14 protein-coding genes and 1 pseudogene are annotated in these 19576 nt (G+C 71.6%); 11 read left to right on the top strand and 4 right to left on the bottom strand.

Going from position 1 to position 19576, the window contains the following annotated elements:
• Positions 1 to 81: 81 nt before the first annotated feature.
• The 3 genes from cydD (at position 82) to HLK59_RS20360 (ending at position 6593) form a co-directional block, all read left to right on the top strand.
• Complete coding sequence (gene cydD / locus HLK59_RS20350) at positions 82 to 3639, top strand: thiol reductant ABC exporter subunit CydD (protein WP_171142911.1); 3558 nt, start codon at positions 82 to 84, stop codon at positions 3637 to 3639.
• Positions 3640 to 3696: 57 nt separating this feature from the next.
• Entirely contained in the window at positions 3697 to 5379 is a 1683-nt protein-coding gene (locus HLK59_RS20355; RefSeq protein WP_171142912.1) for a GAF domain-containing protein, read from the top strand.
• Positions 5380 to 5537: 158 nt separating this feature from the next.
• On the top strand, positions 5538 to 6593 hold the full coding sequence (locus HLK59_RS20360) for a M23 family metallopeptidase (RefSeq protein ID WP_171142913.1): 1056 nt from the start codon (positions 5538 to 5540) through the stop codon (positions 6591 to 6593).
• Here HLK59_RS20360 and HLK59_RS20365 read toward each other — a convergent pair.
• Complete coding sequence (locus HLK59_RS20365) at positions 6590 to 7456, bottom strand: Cof-type HAD-IIB family hydrolase (RefSeq protein WP_346779773.1); 867 nt, start codon at positions 7454 to 7456, stop codon at positions 6590 to 6592. The genes HLK59_RS20360 and HLK59_RS20365 overlap by 4 nt on opposite strands.
• A 94-nt stretch (positions 7457 to 7550) precedes the next feature.
• Positions 7551 to 8231: pseudogene (locus HLK59_RS20370) on the bottom strand (LLM class flavin-dependent oxidoreductase); the annotation flags it as partial.
• Between the two features lie 29 nt (positions 8232 to 8260).
• Between HLK59_RS20370 and HLK59_RS20375 the strand changes: the two are divergent.
• The 8 genes from HLK59_RS20375 (at position 8261) to HLK59_RS20410 (ending at position 17488) form a co-directional block, all read left to right on the top strand.
• Positions 8261 to 9694, top strand: a complete 1434-nt coding sequence (locus HLK59_RS20375; protein WP_171142915.1) for a recombinase family protein — start codon at positions 8261 to 8263, stop codon at positions 9692 to 9694.
• 253 nt (positions 9695 to 9947) lie between these two features.
• Positions 9948 to 10139: a hypothetical protein gene (locus tag HLK59_RS20380; protein WP_171142916.1), complete on the top strand. Its 192-nt coding sequence runs from the start codon at positions 9948 to 9950 to the stop codon at positions 10137 to 10139.
• 145 nt (positions 10140 to 10284) lie between these two features.
• Positions 10285 to 11811, top strand: a complete 1527-nt coding sequence (locus tag HLK59_RS20385) for a DnaB-like helicase N-terminal domain-containing protein (protein ID WP_346779774.1) — start codon at positions 10285 to 10287, stop codon at positions 11809 to 11811.
• Between the two features lie 407 nt (positions 11812 to 12218).
• On the top strand, positions 12219 to 13199 hold the full coding sequence (locus HLK59_RS20390) for a DUF2637 domain-containing protein (protein WP_346779775.1): 981 nt from the start codon (positions 12219 to 12221) through the stop codon (positions 13197 to 13199).
• Between the two features lie 254 nt (positions 13200 to 13453).
• Positions 13454 to 13948, top strand: a complete 495-nt coding sequence (gene mobC / locus HLK59_RS20395; protein WP_346779776.1) for a plasmid mobilization relaxosome protein MobC — start codon at positions 13454 to 13456, stop codon at positions 13946 to 13948.
• Positions 13945 to 15669: a relaxase/mobilization nuclease domain-containing protein gene (locus HLK59_RS20400; RefSeq protein WP_171142918.1), complete on the top strand. Its 1725-nt coding sequence runs from the start codon at positions 13945 to 13947 to the stop codon at positions 15667 to 15669. Before mobC ends, HLK59_RS20400 begins: the two co-directional genes overlap by 4 nt.
• Positions 15644 to 15901 carry a hypothetical protein gene (locus HLK59_RS20405; protein WP_171142919.1) on the top strand — a complete coding sequence of 86 codons (258 nt, stop codon included), beginning with the start codon at positions 15644 to 15646 and terminating at the stop codon, positions 15899 to 15901. Before HLK59_RS20400 ends, HLK59_RS20405 begins: the two co-directional genes overlap by 26 nt.
• Before the next feature lie 252 nt (positions 15902 to 16153).
• The gene (locus HLK59_RS20410) at positions 16154 to 17488 is read left to right on the top strand and encodes a serine/threonine-protein kinase (RefSeq protein ID WP_171142920.1); all 1335 of its coding nucleotides are present in this window, start codon (positions 16154 to 16156) and stop codon (positions 17486 to 17488) included.
• Between the two features lie 739 nt (positions 17489 to 18227).
• On the opposite strand, the gene HLK59_RS20415 is transcribed toward HLK59_RS20410, so the two are convergent.
• Complete coding sequence (locus HLK59_RS20415) at positions 18228 to 18641, bottom strand: universal stress protein (protein ID WP_346779777.1); 414 nt, start codon at positions 18639 to 18641, stop codon at positions 18228 to 18230.
• 449 nt (positions 18642 to 19090) lie between these two features.
• Positions 19091 to 19324, bottom strand: a complete 234-nt coding sequence (locus HLK59_RS20420) for a hypothetical protein (RefSeq protein WP_171142921.1) — start codon at positions 19322 to 19324, stop codon at positions 19091 to 19093.
• Positions 19325 to 19576: the final 252 nt, after the last annotated feature.

A 19576-nucleotide genomic window follows, 5' to 3' on the forward strand; every position in this document is an offset into this window, starting at 1 on the left:
ATGGGGGCTTGTTTCACGTGAAACAAGCCCCTGTAGCCCCGCTGAATAGCTTGACCCCGCTGAGAAGAGGGTGTGTTTCACGTGAAACCGATCGATCCGCGTCTCCTCCGGTACGCCCGAGCCACCCGGCTCTTCATGGTGGCCGTCGTCGGCCTCGGTGCCGTCGGGGCGGCCCTGGTCATCGCCCAGGCGATGCTCATCGCCGAGGTCGTGGTCGGCGCGTTCCAGTACGGTCTGGCGGTCTCCGAACTCCGCACTCCCCTGCTGCTGCTGTTGGCGGTCGCGGGTGGGCGTGCGCTGGTGTCCTGGCTCACCGAACTCGCCGCGCACCGGGCGAGCGCGGCGGTCAAGTCCGAGCTGCGGGGGCGGCTGCTGGAACGGGCCGCGGCGCTCGGGCCCGGGTGGCTGAGCGGACAGCGGACCGGATCGCTGGTCGCGCTCGCCACGCGCGGGGTCGACGCCTTCGACGACTACTTCTCGCGCTACCTGCCGCAGTTGGGCCTCGCGGTGGTCGTGCCGGTGGCGGTGCTGGCGCGGATCGTCACCGAGGACTGGGTCTCGGCGGCCATCATCGTCGGCACGCTCCCCCTCATCCCGATCTTCATGGTGCTGATCGGCTGGGCCACGCAGTCCCGGATGGACCGTCAGTGGCAGCTGCTGTCCCGGCTGTCCGGGCACTTCCTGGACGTCGTCGCCGGGCTGCCGACCCTGAAGGTGTTCGGGCGGGCCAAGGCGCAGGCCGACTCGATCCGGCGCATCACCGGCGAGTACCGGCAGGCGACCATGCGGACGCTGCGGATCGCCTTCATCTCCTCCTTCGCCCTGGAGCTGCTCTCGACGCTGTCGGTGGCGCTGGTCGCCGTGACGATCGGTATGCGGCTCGTCCACGGTGAGATGGACCTGTACATCGGTCTGGTCATCCTCGTGCTGGCGCCCGAGGCGTATCTCCCGCTGCGACAGGTGGGGGCGCAGTACCACGCGGCGGCGGAGGGGCTGGCCGCGGCCGAGGAGATCTTCGAGGTGCTGGAGACGCCGGTCCCGGCGTCGGGCACCCGTGCCGTGCCCGCCGGAGCGCTGTCCTTCGACGACGTCACCGTCCGCTACCCCGGCCGGTCCGGAGACGTCGTCTCCGACGTGTCCTTCACCGTCGAGCCCGGGGAGACCGTCGCGCTCGTGGGGCCGAGCGGTGCGGGCAAGTCGACGCTGCTGAACGTGCTGTTGGGGTTCGTGCCGCCTGCCGGGGGGCGGGCGCTGGTCGGGGGAGTCGATCTCGCCGAGGCCGATCTGGAGGAGTGGCGGTCACAGATCGCGTGGGTGCCGCAGCGGCCGCACCTGTTCGCCGGGACGATCGCCGAGAACGTACGGCTGGCACGGCCCGACGCGGACGACACCGCCGTACGGCAGGCGCTCGGGGACGCGGGCGCGCTGGAGTTCGTCGACGCGCTGCCGCAGGGCGCCGACACCGTGCTCGGGGAGGACGGGGCAGGGCTGTCCGCCGGTCAGCGGCAACGGCTCGCACTGGCCCGGGCATTCCTGGCGGACCGGCCTGTGCTGCTCCTCGACGAGCCGACGGCGGCGCTCGACGGGGCCACCGAGGCGGAGGTCGTGGCGGCGGTACGACGGCTGGCGGTGGGGCGGACGGTGCTGCTCGTCGTCCATCGGCCGGCACTTCTGGGCGTGGCGGACCGGGTGGTGCGGCTGGCGGAGGCGGAGCGGGTGGTGCCGCTGGAGGAGGCCGCTGCTGCCGCTCGTGCGGAGGTCGTGGCGAAGGCGGCCGCGGCGCGTGCGATCGAAGAGCATTCCTCCGACATCGAGGAGCATTCTTGCGATGTCGAAGCGGGGCCCTCCGGCGAGGCCGCGCCCGGCGATCCGGAAGCGGCGGTGCGCACCCGGGGCGTCCTCGCCCGTGTCCGTGCCATGGCCGTCCCCCGGCGCGGGAGCCTCGCGCTCGCCCTGCTGCTCGGAAGCCTCGCCCTCGGCAGTGCCGTCGGGCTCATGGCCACCTCCGGATGGCTCATCTCGCGGGCCTCGCAGCAGCCGCCGGTGCTGTATCTGATGGTGGCCGTGACGGCGACGCGGGCCTTCGGGATCGGGCGGGCCGTCTTCCGGTACGCGGAGCGGCTCGTGTCGCACGACGCCGTGCTGCGGATGCTCGCCGACACCCGGGTCGCCGTCTACCGGCGTCTTGAGCGGCTGGCGCCCGCCGGGCTGCGCCGGACCCGCCGCGGTGATCTGCTGTCGCGCCTGGTCGCCGATGTCGACGCCCTCCAGGACTACTGGCTGCGCTGGCTGCTGCCCGCCGGTGCCGCCCTCACGGTGTCCGCGGCGTCCGTCGGCTTCACCGCCTGGCTGCTGCCCGAGGCCGGTGCCGTGCTCGCCGGCGGGCTGCTGGCGGCCGGTGTCGGGGTGCCGCTGGTCACCGGTGCGGTGGCCCGGCGGGCGGAGCGGCGCCTGGCCCCCGCACGCGGAGTGCTGGCGACGCGCGTGACCGGCCTGCTCACCGGGACCGCCGAACTGGCCGTCGCCGGCGCCCTGCCCGCTCGTACCGCCGAAGCGCGGCAGGCCGACGGAGTGCTCGCCCGGATCGCCTCGCGCGCCGCCACCGCCACCGCGCTCGGTGACGGGCTCACCGCGCTGGTCTCCGGCCTGACCGTCGCCGCCACCGCCCTCGTGGGCGCCCAGGGCGTCGCCGACGGACGGCTGAGCGGCGTCACCATGGCCGTCGTCGTACTCACCCCGCTGGCCGCCTTCGAGGCCGTCCTCGGACTGCCGCTCGCCGTCCAGTACCGCCAGCGGGTCCGCAAGAGCGCGGAGCGCGTGTACGAGGTGCTGGACGCCCCGGAGCCGGTACGGGAGCCGGAGCAGCCGCGGGAGGCACCCGTGTCGCCGTTCCCGGTCGTCGTGGAGGGACTGTCCGCCCGTTACGCCGGGCAGGACCGGGACGCCCTCGCCGGGCTGGACCTGACCCTCGCGCAGGGCCGCCGGATCGCCGTCGTGGGCCCGTCCGGGTCGGGCAAGACGACCCTCGCGCAGGTGTTGTTGCGGTTCCTGGACGCGGAGGCCGGCTCGTACACGCTGGGCGGCGTGGACGCTTACGCGCTGGACGGTGACGACGTACGGCGGTTCGTGGGGCTGTGCGCCCAGGACGCGCACCTCTTCGACAGCTCGCTGCGGGAGAACCTGCTGCTCGCCAAGAAGGACGCGAGCGAGGACGAGCTGCGCGACGCTCTGCGGCGGGCCCGGCTGCTGGAGTGGGCCGACGGTCTGCCCGGCGGCCTGGACACGCTGGTCGGCGAGCACGGGGCGAGGCTGTCCGGGGGGCAGCGCCAGCGGCTGGCACTGGCCCGTGCGCTGCTCGCCGACTTCCCCGTCCTCGTGCTCGACGAGCCCGCCGAACATCTCGACCTGCCCACCGCCGACGCGCTCACCGCCGATCTCCTGGCCGCCACCGAGGGGCGTACGACGCTGCTCATCACCCACCGGCTGGCCGGTCTCGAAGGGGTGGACGAGGTGATCGTGCTGGACGAGGGGCGTGTGGTGCAGCGGGGTTCCTATGCGGAGCTGGCCGCCGTGGCGGGGCCGCTGCGGGGGATGGTGGAGCGGGAGGCGGAGTCGGAGGTGCTGGCGCTCACCGCGTGAGCCGCTGCCCGAGGCTCTCGACTTTCTGTATCAAAGGGGACTAATTACGCTCGCCTCATGTCCGACGTATCGTCCCCCGGTGCCCCGCCCCGGACTCTCCCGACCGAGCTGGCCGCGCGGGTGCCGCAGTTGCTGGAGGCGATGCGGTCCGTCGGCAGCGGTCTTGAGCTGCACTCCACGCTGGACCGGATCTGCCAGACCGCGGCCGCGCTGACGCGGGCCCGTTACGCGGCCATCGGCGTCGTCGACGAGGACGGCCGGGGGCTCTGCGACTTCGTCTCCCACGGCGTGGACGAGGCGACCGCCCGCCGTATCGGACGGCTGCCGGACGGGCACCGGGGGCTGCTCGGCGCACTCATCCGCGATCCGGAGCCGGTCCGGCTCGCGGACCTCACCCGGGATCCGCGTTCCTGCGGCTTCCCCGAGCACCATCCGTCGATGCGCGGCTTCCTCGGTCTGCCGATCCGGGTCCAGGGCGAGATCTTCGGGAACCTGTATCTGACGGAGAAGCACGGCGGCGAGCCGTTCGACGACTACGACCTCGACATGGTCCGGGTGCTCGCCACGGAGGCCGGCATCGCGATCGGCAACGCGCGGCTGTACGAGGCCGCCAAGCAGCGTGAGCGGTGGATCGACGGGTCGGTCGCCGTCACCACCGCCCTGCTGTCGGGCGGCGACGTCGACGACGCCCTCCAGGTCGTCGCGGAGCAGGCCCGGCGGCTGTCGGGGTCGACGGCCGGGATCGTGCTGCTGCCCGCCGACGAGGGCGGCCTGGAGGTCGCCGCGGTGGCCGCGGACCAGCCGTCGAACATCCTGGGCACGGTCGTCCCGCCGGAGAGCAAGGTCGTCACCGAACTCCTCCACGGACAGGCCGTGTTCATGGACGACGCGGCCGCCGACCCGCGCATGGTCACCACGCTCGCGCGCGGCTACGGGCCGACCATGATGCTGCCCCTGCACAGCGACGGCCGTGTCCTGGGCGCTCTCGTCACGCCCCGCGCGCGGGGGGAACGGGCGTTCACGGAGTCGGAACGCACCCTCGCGATCCAGTTCGCCTCGCAGGCCGCCCTCGCGCTGATGATGGCCGACGCACAGCGCGACCGGGAACGGCTCGCGGTCTACGAGGACCGTGACCGTATCGCCCGTGACCTGCACGACCTCGTGATCCAGCGGCTGTTCGCCACCGGGATGATGCTGGAGAGCGCGCAGCGCGGGTCGGTCGTGCCCGAGGTGCGCGAGGGCGTCGGCAAGGCCGTCGACGAACTCGACGTCACGATCCAGGAGATCCGCACCGCGATCTTCGCGCTGCAACAGGGGCCCGCCGAGGTGCCCGCGGGGTTGCGCACACGCGTGCTGCGGGAGATCAACACCGCTGCCGTGCCGCTCGGCTTCAAACCCTCCCCCCGCTTCGTCGGCCCGGTCGACGCCCTCGTCGGAGACCTCACCGGCAAGAACCTCATCGCGGCCCTGCGCGAGGCCCTCTCCAACGCCTTCCGGCATGCCGGAGCCTCCCGTATCGACGTCGTCGTCGACGCGACCGTGACCCTGCCGGGCGGGCGCGAGGGCGTCCGTCTGACCGTCGGGGACGACGGCGTCGGCATCCCCGAGGGCGGCCGGCGCAGTGGCCTGAAGAACCTCAAGAGGCGTGCCGAGTCGCTGGGCGGCGACAGCCGGCACGGGCCGGGCATCGGGGAGGGCGGCGGCGGTACGACCGTGGTGTGGGAGGCACCGCTCGACTGAGGAGCCACCCCGGTGAGCGACCTCACCCATGACGGACCGTCAACCGCGACTCCACGGGAGCCTGTTCGGTCGTACGACTCCGCCGAACGGAGCCGTGATTCCCCCGGCTGTACGACCTGGACATGCCGCTGTCCCGCACTCGGGCCACGATCGCTGACATGCGACTGCCCCGCCGTCATCCCCTGCTCGTTCCCGTCGCGCTGTGCGCGCTCGCCGTGCTCGCCGCGCGCCCCACCGGCGCGGCGGAGACGAGGCGCGACGGCGGTGACCCCGGGATCAGCGCGCAGGTGGCGCGGCTGTACGAGGACGCGGCCGTGGCGACACAGCAGTACGAGAAGGGAAGGCAGGAGGCGGAGGTACAGCGCGCCCGGGCGCAGCGGTTCGAGGCGCTGCTCGTCCGGGAGCGGCAGGCCATCGCCGTCATGCACGAGGACCTGGGCCGGATCGCCCGTACCCAGTACCGCAGCGGCGGTGACCTTCCGCTCACCGCGCAGATCATCCTCGCCGGCAGTCCGGAGGAGCTGATGCGCGGTCAGCAGGTCTTCTCCCAGGCGAATCTGGCGGTGAACAACTCCATCGAGAAGAGCCGGCGGGCCGAGCGGCGGCTCGCGAAGGACGAGGCCAGGGCCGCGGCGGCATGGCAGTCGCTGGAGAAGCGGAAGGTCGAACTCGCCGGCCTGAAGACGGACATCGAGCAGAAGCTCGAAGAAGCGCGCCTGCGGTTGCAGGGCCAGGCGGACGCGTCGGTCGCGGCGGGTGCCTGCCGGGGCGCCGTCCGGCTCGACCAGCCTCCGACACAGGTCGTCGGCGCCTGGGTCGCGCCGGTGGAGGCGTACGAACTGTCCGCGGGCTTCGGCAGCGGCGGCTCGCGGTGGGCGAACCGGCACACCGGGCAGGACTTCGCCGTGCCGATCGGCACGCCGGTGCGGTCGGTCGGCGCGGGCCGGGTGGTGAAGGTGTCCTGCGGGGGCCCGTTCGGCATCGAGATCGTGGTCGAGCACCTGGGCGGCTACTACACGCAGTACGCCCATCTCGCCGCCGTCACCGTCGACCAGGGGGACCAGGTGACGCCGGGGCAGTGGATCGGCCAGTCGGGCACCTCCGGCAACTCCACCGGACCTCACCTGCACTTCGAGGTCCGGGTCACACCGGAGCTGGGCTCGGCGACGGACCCGGTGCCGTGGCTGGCGGAACGCGGCATCCCGCTCGGTTAGCGCCGCGCCAGCAACTGCTCGATGACGACCGCCACCCCGTCCTCGTTGTTCGCGACCGTCCGCCCCGAGGCCGCGGCGATCACGTCGGGGTGGGCGTTGCCCATCGCGTACGACTGCCCTGCCCAGGTCAGCATCTCCACGTCGTTCGGCATGTCCCCGAACGCCACGACCTCCTCGTGCGAGATACCGCGTTCGGCGCAGCACAGGGCGAGCGTGCTGGCCTTGGAGACACCGGGGCCGCTGATCTCCAGCAGGGCGCTGGGGCTGGAGCGGGTGACGTTGGCGCGCTCGCCGATGGCGAGACGGGCGAGGGTGAGGAAGGCGTCCGGGTCGATCGTGGGGTGGAAGGCGAGAATCTTGAGGACCGGCTCGTCGGCCCCGGGACCGTCCGGCGCGAGCAGCTTCTCGGCCGGCTGGAGCTCGTCGGGGATCTCCATGTGCAGCTTCGGATAGTCCGGCTCCTGGTGGAAGCCGTACGTCTGCTCCACCGCGTACACCGTGCCCGGCGCCGCGTCCCGCAGCAGTCGTACGGCGTCCAGCGCGTTGTCCCGCGCCAGCTCCCGCACCTTCACGAACCGGTGGGCGCCGGCGCCGCCGTGCAGATCGACCACCGCGGCGCCGTTGCCGCAGATCGCCAGGCCGTGGCCGTGGACGTGGTCGCTGACGACGTCCATCCAGCGGGCGGGGCGGCCGGTGACGAAGAAGACCTCGATGCCCGCCTCCTCGGCGGCGGCGAGGGCCGCGACGGTGCGCGGGGAGACGGACTTGTCGTCGCGCAGCAGGGTGCCGTCGAGGTCCGTGGCTATCAGGCGCGGCGGGACGGTGGAGGCCGGGGTCTCGGGCTGTCGAGTCGCTGAGGTCACCCGCTCATTCTCCCGCATATGCCCGCACGGCCGTGCGGGAGCCCGCGCATGTGAGTGGTTACCGCCCCCACCGGTACGATCACGCTCCGTCGCCTCAGCGCAGCTGCCCCGGCGCCTCCATGGCGATCTGCTCGAAGACCTTCTCGTCCGCGGCGAAGTCCGAGTCGGCGACCGGCCAGTGGACGACGATCTCCGTGAAGCCCAAGTCCCGGTGCCGGCCCGCGAAGTCGACGAACGCGCCGAGCGACTCCAGTGGCCGGGCGCGGTCCGGCGTGAATCCGGTGAGCAGGATCTTGTCGAGCCCGGTCACGTCACGGCCGATCTCCGCACATGCGTCGGCGAGCTTCTCGACCTGACCGCGAATGGCTTGAATCGACTGTTCAGGAGTGCCGTTCTCGTACAGCTTCGGGTCGCCGGTGGTCACCCACGCCTGCCCGTGGCGGGCGGCGAGCCGCAGCCCGCGCGGACCGGTGGCCGCCACCGCGAACGGCAGCCGGGGCCGCTGGACACAGCCCGGGATGTTGCGTGCCTCGTGCGCCGAGTAGAAGTCGCCCTCGTAGGACACCGAGTCCTCGGTCAGCAGCCGGTCCAGCAGCGGCACGAACTCCGCGAGCCGGTCGGCCCGCTCACGCGGCGTCCACGGCTCCTGGCCGAGAGCGGTGGCGTCGAAGCCGGTGCCGCCCGCGCCGATACCGAGGGTGACCCGGCCGCCGGAGATGTCGTCGAGGGAGATCAGTTCCTTGGCGAGGGTGACCGGGTGCCGGAAGTTCGGCGAGCCCACTCCGTGCTCATACCATCGGTCCCATGCGACGACCCAGGCCCCACGAGCCGACCATAACCCCAGGTGAGCCAGCGGCTCTCTACTGCCGGATATCCCAGGCGGACGACGACGACCAGACCGGCGTCGATCGGCAGGAACGTATCTGCAGGGAGATCGCCGAGCGCCGGGGGCTCACCATCGACCCCGCCCACGTCTTCGTCGACAACAGCCGGTCGGCGTGGAGCCGGGGCCGGAAGCGGCCGGGCTGGGACCAGCTTCTGGAGCGTGCCCAGCGGCGCGAGTTCCGGCACGTCATCGCGTACCACCCGGACCGCCTGATGCGGCAGCCGAGGGACCTGGAGGAGCTGCTCCAGGTCTCGGACGAGCACGCGATCACTCTGCATGGGGAGGCCAACCGGCGGGATCTGTCGGACCCCGACGACCGGTTCATCCTGCGGATCGAGGTCGCGCATGCCTGCCGCTCGTCCGACGACACCTCGCGGCGGCTGAAGTCGGCGCTGAAGGAGCGTGCCGAGAACGGCCTGCCGCACTCGGGCAAGCGCCGCTTCGGGTACGAGATGGACGGCGTGACCATCAAGGAGGACGAGGCCGAGATCGCCCGCGAGGTCTTCGACCGGTACCTCAAGGGGCAGAGCCCGAGCGCTATCGCGCTGGTTCTCCACAAGCGCGGCATCAAGACCGTGTACGGCAAGGAGTGGACGCAGGGCACGGTCCGCGCTCTCCTCGACTCGCGCCATGTCGCCGGCATCCGCATGCACCAGGGCGAGGAGGTCGGGCCGGGCAAGTGGCCCGCGATCATCGACCAGGGGGTGTGGGAGGAGACACGGGCCCGGCGCGAGTACCGGTCCGCCGTCCACGAGACCAACCTGGAGCTGCGGCGCTTCTACCTGCTGCGGGGCCTGGTGATGTGCTTGCGCTGCGGCACGCTCATGTCCGGCACGAAGATCGGCGGGGTGCCGTCGTACCTGTGCACCCGCAAGAGCCGCAACGGCGAGAAGAAGTGCGTGCGGCGGATCGCGGCGGTGAAGCTGGAGGAGTTCGTCACGGAGGCCGCCATCGATCTGCTCGGCAGGCTTACGGTCTCCGGGAAGCTCGCGTCGACCTCGCTGCCGGACGCGGCTGCGGTGTCCGTCGAGGCGGACCAGCGGCAGCTCGACGAGCTGAACGGCATGTGGACCGCGAAGGAGATCTCCACGGCGGAGTACCGCAGGATGCGCAAGGAGATCACCGACCGCATCGCCAAGGCCCAGCGCCGCCTCGTCGTACGGCCGATGAAGCTGCTCGATGGGCTGACGGGCCCCGGGGCGAAGGCCGCCTGGCACGCCGAGGAGATGACGGACGAGCGGCGCAACGCGGTGCTGCGGTTCCTGTTCTCAGGGGTGGTGATCGACGCCTCGGGCAAGCCCAGCGGGGTCTTCGACTGGGACCGGATCGCCATCGAGCAGAACCAGCTGTAGGCAAGGCGACGAGGCTGCAGCGAGGGGCACGCCTGGGCGCGGCGGCGAGGCAACATAGCAGCAAAACGCCGGTTACCGAAACCGGCGATTCTCCAGACACTGATAGCCGCCTCGGAGGACCTGCCAGTCCTTCGTACGCGGCACGCACGGCCCAGGCGTTGGAGCGTCTCGGGCCAGGCGCGCGACAGACCGCCCATCGAACGACCGGCGGTGCGGAGCCTGCCAGCTCCGCACCGCCAGCAAGGACCTGCTCATGCCCCTGCCGTCCGACCGCCAGGACGCCGTAGCCGCCCCGCGTACGCCGAGCCGCCGTGAGGCCCAGGCGGCAGCCCGCACCCAAGCCCTGACGCGCGTGTGCGCGGGATTCACGACGAGCATCAGCCCGCACAGCGCCGCGCGGCTCGCCGACCTGATGTCGACCACGACGTACGCGAAGGCCGCATAGCGGCAGCGGCGGACAGCCGCAGACATGGGAGCGGCCCCCGGCGTTGGAGCGCCGAAGGCCGTAACGACTCCCAGACGACCGCCCATAAACGATCTGCCCCGGTGCCGGGACTGCCATCCCGTACGGCACCGAGTGAGGAAGTTCTGTGCCCCAGGGTACGTTCCAGCCTGCCCGAACCGCATCCCCGCAGACGAGCTCCTGGTTCGACGCCGGCGAGGGCCTTGGTCTGCCCATGCCGCCCCACCATCTGGAGGCGGAGCAGGCCGTCCTCGGTGCCTGTATGTACACTGCGGCGGCGGTCGACGCCGTCCGCCCGATCCTCCAGGCCACCGACTTCTACCGCCCGGCGCACGCCGACATCTGGCGGTCCGTGCTCTCGCTCCGCGACGAGGGTTCACCTACCGACCCCATCGCGCTCGGCGAGGAGCTTGGGCGGATCGGCGCGCTCGCCCGCGTCGGCGGTGTCGCCTACCTCCATACGCTCGCCAGTGCGACTCCGGGGCCGGGCAACTGCGACTACTACGCCGAGATCGTGCGGGAGAAGGCGGAGCTGCGGCGCCTGCAGGCGGTGGCGGTGCAGACCTTGCAGCAGAGCGGGACCGAGGGGGCTGACCCCGACCAGATACGGGCCCAGTTGCAGGGCGCCCTCGACACCACCGCCGGGCGAGGGGTGTCCGGCAGTGGCAGGCTCGGCCGGTTCGCAGTCGACGGCTGGGCCTTCGTCAGCGAGTACGGCGCCCAGGTGCCGCCGATCTGGGGCACGCCCGAGCAGACGGCGTGGGCGAGCGGCGAGAGCGTGATGCTGGTCGGCCCGCCGGGGGTAGGCAAGAGCACCATCGCGCACCAGCTCGTCATGGCGAGGCTCGGCTTCCAGCGGCTGGTGCTCGGCATGCCGGTCACCGAGGGCAGGCGCGTGCTGTACCTCGCGATGGACCGACCGCCGCAGATCGCCCGCGCGCTGCGCCGCCTGGTGCGCAATGTCGACGAGGAGATCCTTCGGGACCGTCTGGTGGTCTGGGCCGGACCGTTGCCGACCACGCTCGACCGCGAGCCGAACCTCCTTGCCGAACTCGCCGCCCACCACGACGCCGACACCGTGGTGATCGACAGCATCAAGGACATCGTCGGCAAGCTCACGGACGACGAGGCCGTCGGCGCGTACAACCGCGCCCGGCAGCAGCTTCTCCGCTCCGGAGCGGAACTGCTGGAGCTCCACCACCAGCGCAAGGCCAGCGCCGACGCCAAGCCGGGCGGACGCCCGACCCTGGACCGGGTGTACGGCACCACGTGGTTCACCGCCGGCGCGGGCAGCGTGATGATCCTGAGTGGGGGAGCGGGCAACACGGTGGTCGAACTCCACCACGCCAAGACGGTGACGGGTGAGATCGGCCCGCTGACGGTGATCCATGACCACCAGCGCGGTACGTCGCGGGTCGACGTGCCCCTCGACCCGTACGAGCTTCTGCGCGACGCTCCCGACGGCCTGACCAGCAAGGAGCTGGCGGCTCAGCTGACCGGGGAGCCGGACCCGAGCGCCAAGGAGCAGGAGAGGGCGCGGCGGGCGCTCAAGACCCTTCACGAGGCCGGGCAGGCCACCAAGGACCAGGAGCCCGGCGGTAGCCGTCAGGTGCGGTACCGGGCCAGGGCGCGGCACATGGCTGCCGTCTCCTGAGGAGACGGGGCTCGGTGAACGGGAGCCCCTGATACGAGAGCGGCGGCTCACGCGAGCACTCACGGGCCGCGTCCCGGAGAACGCCTCACACGCCCCTCACACGGCTCACGCCGCCGAGGAAATTGCAGGTCAGAAGCTCACGCGGGCCCGCACACACCTCACACCACCAGTCACTCACGCGCGGTCCCCTCCTTATAGAGGGGATCGCGTGGGAGCCGACGAGTAACGAACGCCTCTTACGTCTCCCCGATAAGCCGTACCGCACCGCCCTGGAGAAACCTGCCTTGCCCTCGCCTGCCCCGATAGCCTCGGACGCCACCCCCGGCGGCCGCAGCCTCCGCTTCCGCATCGACCGGCTCCGTGCTCGCGCCGACCGCCGCGCAGCCGTACGGGCCGGGGATCACCGCGTGAACCGCACTGCACGCTTCACCCTCGTCGTCGGCCTGATGGCTGTGGTCCTCATGGCGTTCCGGGTGTCGTGGAACGCGCTGTCCGACGTGGCCCGCGCCATCGGCGCCGACCCCACCGCCGCCCTGCTCTACCCGATCGTCGTCGACGGGCTGATGGCCCTCGCGCTGATCGCCACGCTCGTGCTCACCGGCGCCGACCGGAAGTTCGCGCTGCGGGTCCTGGCGACCTACACGATCGCCAGTCTCCTGCTCAACTACGTGCACGGCATTGTTCCGGCCCTGCACACCGAGTCGACACAGTGGGGCCGGTTGGTCGACTGGGGCCCCGCGAACTGGGCCCTCGTACTGCTGGCGACCTCGCTCCCGGTCGGGTCGATCTACTTCGGGTCGGACCTCGTGGCGAAGGTGTTGCACCACAACCCCGAGTCGGCTGTTTCTGCCGAAGCCGGTTCTGCCCAGTCGGTGAGTCAGCGAGACCAGCTGGCCGCACGGTCGGGGTCTGACCAGGTCGACTCGGCTCCTGAGCAGACGACCGGGCCGACCTCTGTGAAGGTCCCCGAGACGCCCGTGCCGAGGCCGGCCGAGGCCGACGACTCGGCCCCCGCGACCCGACCGCACAGGTCGGGTGCTGCGGGGCAGTCGACCGGAGCTGCCCCCCGTCGGGCCACCGGTCGAGTCCCCGCCACGGCCAAGTCGGCCGCCGACCGCACCCGCACCGACGCCGAACTCCTTACCGAAGCCAGGCACCTGACCGCCGGCTGGAGCGACGATCGGCTGACCGCTGAGCGTCTGCGCAGCGAGCTTCGGATCGGCCAGACCCGAGCCCGAGCCCTGCGCGACCAGCTGCAAGCCGAGCGCGCCGGACAGGCCGAGCCGGTCGCGTACGACGATTTCGAATCCGAGCCTCCAGACGAACTCGACGAAGCCCCCTCCCAGCGGCAGAAGGACCTCGATACGGCCCCCGTCGGCACCGCCTGACCCCCGCGCGCACCAATCGCCCTACTTCCTTCTGGCTCCCCCGTGTCCCACGCCAACGAGCGCAGGGGCACTTGGGCCAGGCATAGCGAAGTACTCAGCACCCCACGGAGAACCACCCGATGTCTGACCGGCACCACGAACTTCCCACTTCCCAGCAGGACACGGCCGTCACTTCAGCCCCAGAAAGCCCAGCAAGTTGGAGGTTCGGACACTCCCCCGCAGGGGGAGCGCCCGAACCCGACTCCGCCCCGGGGGTGACGGAGCCCGTCCGGCACCAGGGGGCGCCGGACGGGAGGGCTGCGATCGAGGGCGGATCGCAGCCGGGAAAGGCCGGCCGTACGCGCCAGACCCAGATCAAGGGGAAGCCGCGTCTGCGTGAGAAGAAGCAGCGTCCCGCCCAGAGCGTCCGCCTCAGCGATCACGAGCACGCCCTCATCCAGGCCGGTGCCGATGCCGTGGGCATGAGCCTGGCCGGCTTCCTCGCCCACTCCGCGCTGGCCGCCGCCCGCGACCAGTCCCGCACCGCCGTCACCATCGCCACCGAACGCGACGTGCTCACCGAGCTGTTCGCCATGCGCAGGCAACTCGGGTGGGCCGGCAGCAACCTCAACCAGGTGGCCAAGGCGCTCAACTCCGGCGGCGACGTGCCCTACGTCAAGGAGGTACTCGCCGACGTGCAGCGCGCGGCAAACGCCACGAAGAAGGCCGTCGACCGGGTGGCCAACCGTCAGGTGGGTGAGGCGGCTTGATCCCGAGCATCCACCGGCAGGGCAGCAGCACCTTCGGCCTGCTCCGCTACCTCTACGGCAAGGGCACGCACGAGGAGCACGTCGATCCGCATCTGGTCGCCTCCTTCGACCACATGGCCCCCGATCCCGGCCGTGACCCTTCGGCCACCAGGCAGGACCTCGCTGACCTCCTCGACCAGCCCCTCCACCTCCTCGACCAAGACCAGCGGCCCGAGAAGCACGTGTGGCACTGCTCGGTGCGCGCCGCCCCCGGCGATCCGGTCCTGACCGACGAGCAGTGGGGCGACATCGCCCGCCGTATCGTCGCGGCCACCGGCATCGACCCCGGCGACGGCGCGGGCTGCCGCTGGGCGGCCGTCCGCCACGCGGACGACCACATCCACATCATCGCCACCCTCGTCCGCGAAGACGGCCGCCGCCCCGACCACCACCGTTCCGGCAAGCGCGCCCAGGCGGAGGCTCGCCTCATCGAGGCCGATTACGACCTCCATCGTGTTGCCCCTGGCGACGGCACTGCGGCGAAGCGCACCACCAGCGCCGAGCGGCACAAAGCCGATCGCCTGGGCCTGGACCGTGCTGCGCGCGAGGAGCTGCGCGAGACCGTGCGCCGCGCGGTCGCCGGTGCCGCCTCCACCGACGAGTTCCTCAACCGCCTCAAGGACGCCGGGCTGCTCGTACGCACCAAAGTGCTGCCCTCGGGCGACCTGAAGGGCTACACGGTCGCCTTGCCCGGGGACCGCAACGGGGCCAAGGAGCCGATCTACTACGCCGGCTCTACGCTCGCCCCTGACCTGTCCCTGCCCCGCGTCCAGGCACGCTTCACCACCGATTCCGCCGTCCCGGAGGGCACTGACGGCGAGCGCATGACCGCGTTCTCGGCGCCTGCCACCGCTCGGCGCACTGCCGCTGACGCGGCCTGGGCAGCGCTGTTCGTCCTCGACGCGAACGGCGACGACGGCGCGGCTGCCGCCCAGATCGCCGCCACCGGCGAGGTCCTCGATGCCCTCGCCAAGACCTCCGCGCTCCACACCCGGAACGAACTTCGGCGGGCGGCCAGGGAGTTCGAGCGGGCCTCCCGTTCCCACACCCGAGCCGAGTTCCGCCACGCGCAGGGTCTGCGTCGGGCAGCCCGTGACCTGGTGTACAGCGGACCTGCGTTCGGCAGGGGCGAGGACGGGGCCGGCACCGCGATGGTCCTGGACACGCTGGTCTTCCTCGCCGTCGCCGCCGCCCACTGGCATGCCCAGCGACTGCACGCCCAGCAGGCCGAGGCCGCCCGCCGGGCTGCGGTACACCTGCGGCTCGCTTACGAGCAGGCAGCCGCCGAACCTTTCACCGTGCTGCGCGAACGTGGCCGCCGTATCGCCCCGTCCCTGCTCCGCCACCACGCCGCCACCGTGCGTGCCGCCCTGCCCGACCTCGCCGAGACCATCCTGGCCGAACCCGGGTGGGATGCCCTGGCCGCCACCCTCACCGACGCCACACAAGCAGGCCACAACCCACAGGCTCTCCTCACCAAGGCTGCCGTACGTCGGGAGCTGGGCACCGCCGAGTCGGTCAGCGATGTTCTCGTCTGGCGCCTGCGCCGCACGGCCGACCTGCCCGGCTACTCCACTACGACGGCCCCGGGAACGAAGGGGCGTCCGCGTACTCGCTGGGTGGCGCAGCCTCAGCCTGCCTCAGCCTCTCCGGGGCTTGAACAGCGTCAGCGCAGGCGGTGATCGCCCAACAGCCCAGGCCCCGACCTGGCCGGGGCCGCAGGCCGACGACGACCGTGAGACGGCCTCGGTGCCGTTCGCTCTGCTGGGCGAGGAGGAGCTGGCCGAGGTCAGGGAGCGGGCCGCCCATGCCAACGAGGTTGTGACCGGCCTCCGTTCGGGCAGCAAGGAGTTGCCGGGGCCGGGCGAGCCCCGACCGCAGCACACGGCCACGGTGTCCAAGCTGCCTCGGTGAGAGGGCCGCTGCCGCCGCGTGGCCGTACGCCGGCCAATTCGGCGACCTCTATGGACCACACCACAAGCCGAAGGCTCCCCTGGCCGGTCGGCTCGACGGCGCTCTCCTTGACCGATTGTCTGACGGTGGCCGGCGTTGCTGGGGCAGGTACGCTGGGGCCGCTGCGGCATCCCCACCACCCGCCGCGCACGCGCGGTGCGTCATGGCCTGCGGCGATCGAATCGTTACGGAGCTTGAGGAAAGACACACCAGGTGCTGATAGCGGGCCGATACCGGCTGGACACGTCGATCGGGCGGGGCGCGATGGGGGAGGTCTGGCGGGCGCACGACGAGATGCTGGGCCGGGCCATGGCGCTCAAGCTGCTGCTGGCGCAGGGCTCTGATCCCACCGCCGCTTCCCGCTTCCGGCTGGAGGCGCAGACCGCCGGCCGGCTCCACCACCCGCACGTGGTCGGGGTGCTGGACTTCGGAGAGCATGAGGATCAGCTGTTCCTGGTCATGGAGCTGGTCGAGGGTGACAGCCTCGACCGCGTCCTGGCCGGTGCCGGGGGGAGGCTGCCCGCCGCGCAGGTCGCCCGCATCGCCGCCCAGGCCGCGGCCGGACTCACAGCCGCCCACCACCAGGGCATCGTGCACCGGGACATCAAACCCGCGAACCTGCTCCTGGACACCGACGACACCCTCAAGATCGGCGACTTCGGCATCGCCCGCTTCCTCGACGACCCGGCCGCCGCGCTCACCGCCACCGGACAGATCGTCGGCACCAGCCTCTACCTCGCCCCCGAGCGCGCTCTGGGCAAGCTCGCGGGCCCGGCCTCCGACGTGTATTCCCTGGGCTGCGTGCTCTACCAACTCCTCACCGGACGCCCGCCGTTCCAGGCCGACACCACGCTGGCCATCCTCCACCAGCACCTCGACGCCCCTCCGCTCCTGCCGCGCGATCTCGGCGTCCTGTTGCCGCCCGCCTTCGAGAACTACCTGCTCGGGTTGCTCGCCAAGCAGCCCGAGGACCGGCCTACTGCCCAGCAGGCCGCCGACTGGTTCGCCACCGGCGCCTGGCAGGGCCGCCCCGAGCCCCTGCCCGCCGCTGCCCCTGCCCCGCAAAAGGCCGCGCCTCTCGGCGCCCCGGCAAGTTCTGGCCATGTCCGTCCGGTCGGCAAAACCGGACCTGCGACCACGTACCTGCTGCCGACGGCCTCCCCGCACACCGCCGCCGGTACGCGGCGCACCGCCTCGCGGAGGCCAGGCGTAGGCGCGCTCGCCGCCCGTCGGCCCGCGTGGGCGGGTGCCGTCGCCGCCACCGTGCTATTCCTGGCCGCCGTGCTTGCCGGCATGACGTGGTTCACCCCCGACAACAGCTCCGCAGAAACCACCCCCACCAGCCCCGGACACACGACAACCCCTGCCCCGCCTACGAGTTGGCCGACCGGGCCGAGTCCGTCCCCGATCCTGGCCGACTCCGTTCTCTCCGACGACGAGCAACACGATGCGGAGCCAGAAGCCAGCGCCGTACCCCCCAAGGAGAAGGCGGGAAGCAAGAAGAAGGGCGAGCGGAACCCGCACGGCGACGAAGACGAGGACGACTGATCACAGCCGCCCGGCCCGGCACAGGACGGAGGGCCGAGGACAGGGAGAAACCCGACAGGGGCCGGGAAGGGCTCGAAGTTCGCCAGCCTAACCGCCCCCACACAGCCCCGCGGCCTGCCCCCCACAGCGGTCACGTGTGACACAACCGAACCGAAGCGCGCTGTAGAGAGCGGCCCGATCATGAGGGTCGAGGAGCCCGCCCTCTGTGGAGGGGGCAGCGGGCTCCCAGGTGCAGGGGCAGGCTCGTAACCCCCGTGACAGGTCTGTCCCTGCACATATGAATGGGGAGCCGGGCATCCAACCGCGGCATGGCACGCAGTGCGCTGCGGAGCCGACCGGAAGCAAACTCCGAGACTGAGTAACCCGGTTAGCAGGCCAGGAAGCTGACGACCGGGGGATCATGACGACCCCGTCGTCACGGGGGGAGACGACGGGGTCGGCGTGTTGGGCACGCCCCCGCAGTGTGCCAGATCGCCCCACCCTTTGCGCAAGATCCTTTGATAGGCAATTGCTTCTGAAACATGGGGTTTTCAGACCGCGGCGGAGACGGCTCGTGTCACCAGCGGCATCTGCCCGCCCACCGCAGGCCCTCTCGCAGCTCACGCGTCCGAAGACGGCTGCAAGCTCACCTCTCCACCGCAGGTGAAAGGCGGATGGTGCGGCTGGGCCCTTGAGGGCCAGGCGGCGCAGGGATGCCGGAGAGGCCGGGTGCGGGTTCGGGCCAGACCAGCAGGACGGGTCAGGGGGCGTGGTCGACGACGAAGCGGCCGGCCGGTCCGAGGCTGTCGGGGCCAAGTCGGCTGCGGTCACCGTCCCGCGCCATGATGAGCAACTGCGCGCCCTGCGCGGCGACGATGACCTCTCGCGCGATGTGTCCGGTGCGTTGCATGCGGGTGCAGGGGCGGCCCAGCCGGTCGGCAGCGGACTCAAGCAGGTGCCCGCCGGAGGTGGCGGGGGTATCCAGCCGGGTAGCGGAGACGTGTTCGGGCTCGCCCAGGCCGAGCGGTCCGGTGAACGCGCTGCATGCGGCCTCCGGGATCTCGTGACCGCTCACATGAAGCAGGACGATCTCAGTGTCCTCGGGGGCGTGGCGGCGGGCCGCGTCCACGCAGGCGGACCAGGTGACCTCAACGAGCCACACGATGACGCTCATCCTCTTCCCTTCTGCCTCCCGCCTTCGGTATCGGGCCGCGCCCCGGTCATGCGCAGCGCCCTCCACAACACCCACAACGTGCAGGCGAGCGCGGCGGGCACCGTGTACCGGGTGAGTGGGGCGCAATCGCCCGACTCCGCTTCGCTTTCGTGGTCGCGCACGATACCCCCCCGGAGCAAGGCAGCCAGCAGTCCGGTGTACGTGAGCGTGGGACCGATGTTGACAGCAAGTGGACCCTCGCGAATCCCGCCCGCGCGGTGCGGCGCAGCGGACACGTTCTCTCGCCTCCCCGGGCAGAGGCATACAGGGTCAGGTCCGTGGGGCGGCAGCGGCGCCTCCTCCTCACTGCACTCCGTCAGCCCCGCGAACGGCAGTGGCACTGCATCACGCCCGTCACCGACGAAGGCGGCGCACGTCGCGGGTGCCGCCGGAAGTGAGAGCATCCGATATCACCTGCTCTGTCGTACGGTGACGGGATGATCCCTGATTTCTACCGACGCAAGGGCGGAGCCCCGCTGCTCGGAGCCGTCCGTGGGCAGTGCGGTCCGTTCGGGGTGTACGGCGAGGGCACTGAGCCGGCGGAGGGAGAACCAGACGTCGAGGTCGACGACGCGGGCAGTCGCCGTCGCGGGCCGGTCGGTGTGGAGCGGGAGCCGGGCCCGCGACAGGACTGTGCCGTACAAGCTACTGGCCGTCAGGATGCTGAACGAGGGCCTTGGTGCGCAGAGTGAGGGAGCGGTGGACGGTGTCGGTGACAGTGGTGAGGTCCGGGCGGTACCGGTTGGCTGTGTCATCTTCCGTGGATGTCATTTCGACGTGAGTTCGGGAGTCACCTGCCGAGCTTTTGAACGATCAATGTCGATGAGAATTGATGTCACTGTGCCGCTGCGCCAGCCCGTCAGGGCTGACGCAGCGGGCTGATCGCTGGCGCGAGC

Source organism: Streptomyces sp. S3(2020) (genome assembly GCF_013044505.1).
Classification (GTDB): Bacteria; Actinomycetota; Actinomycetes; order Streptomycetales; family Streptomycetaceae; genus Streptomyces.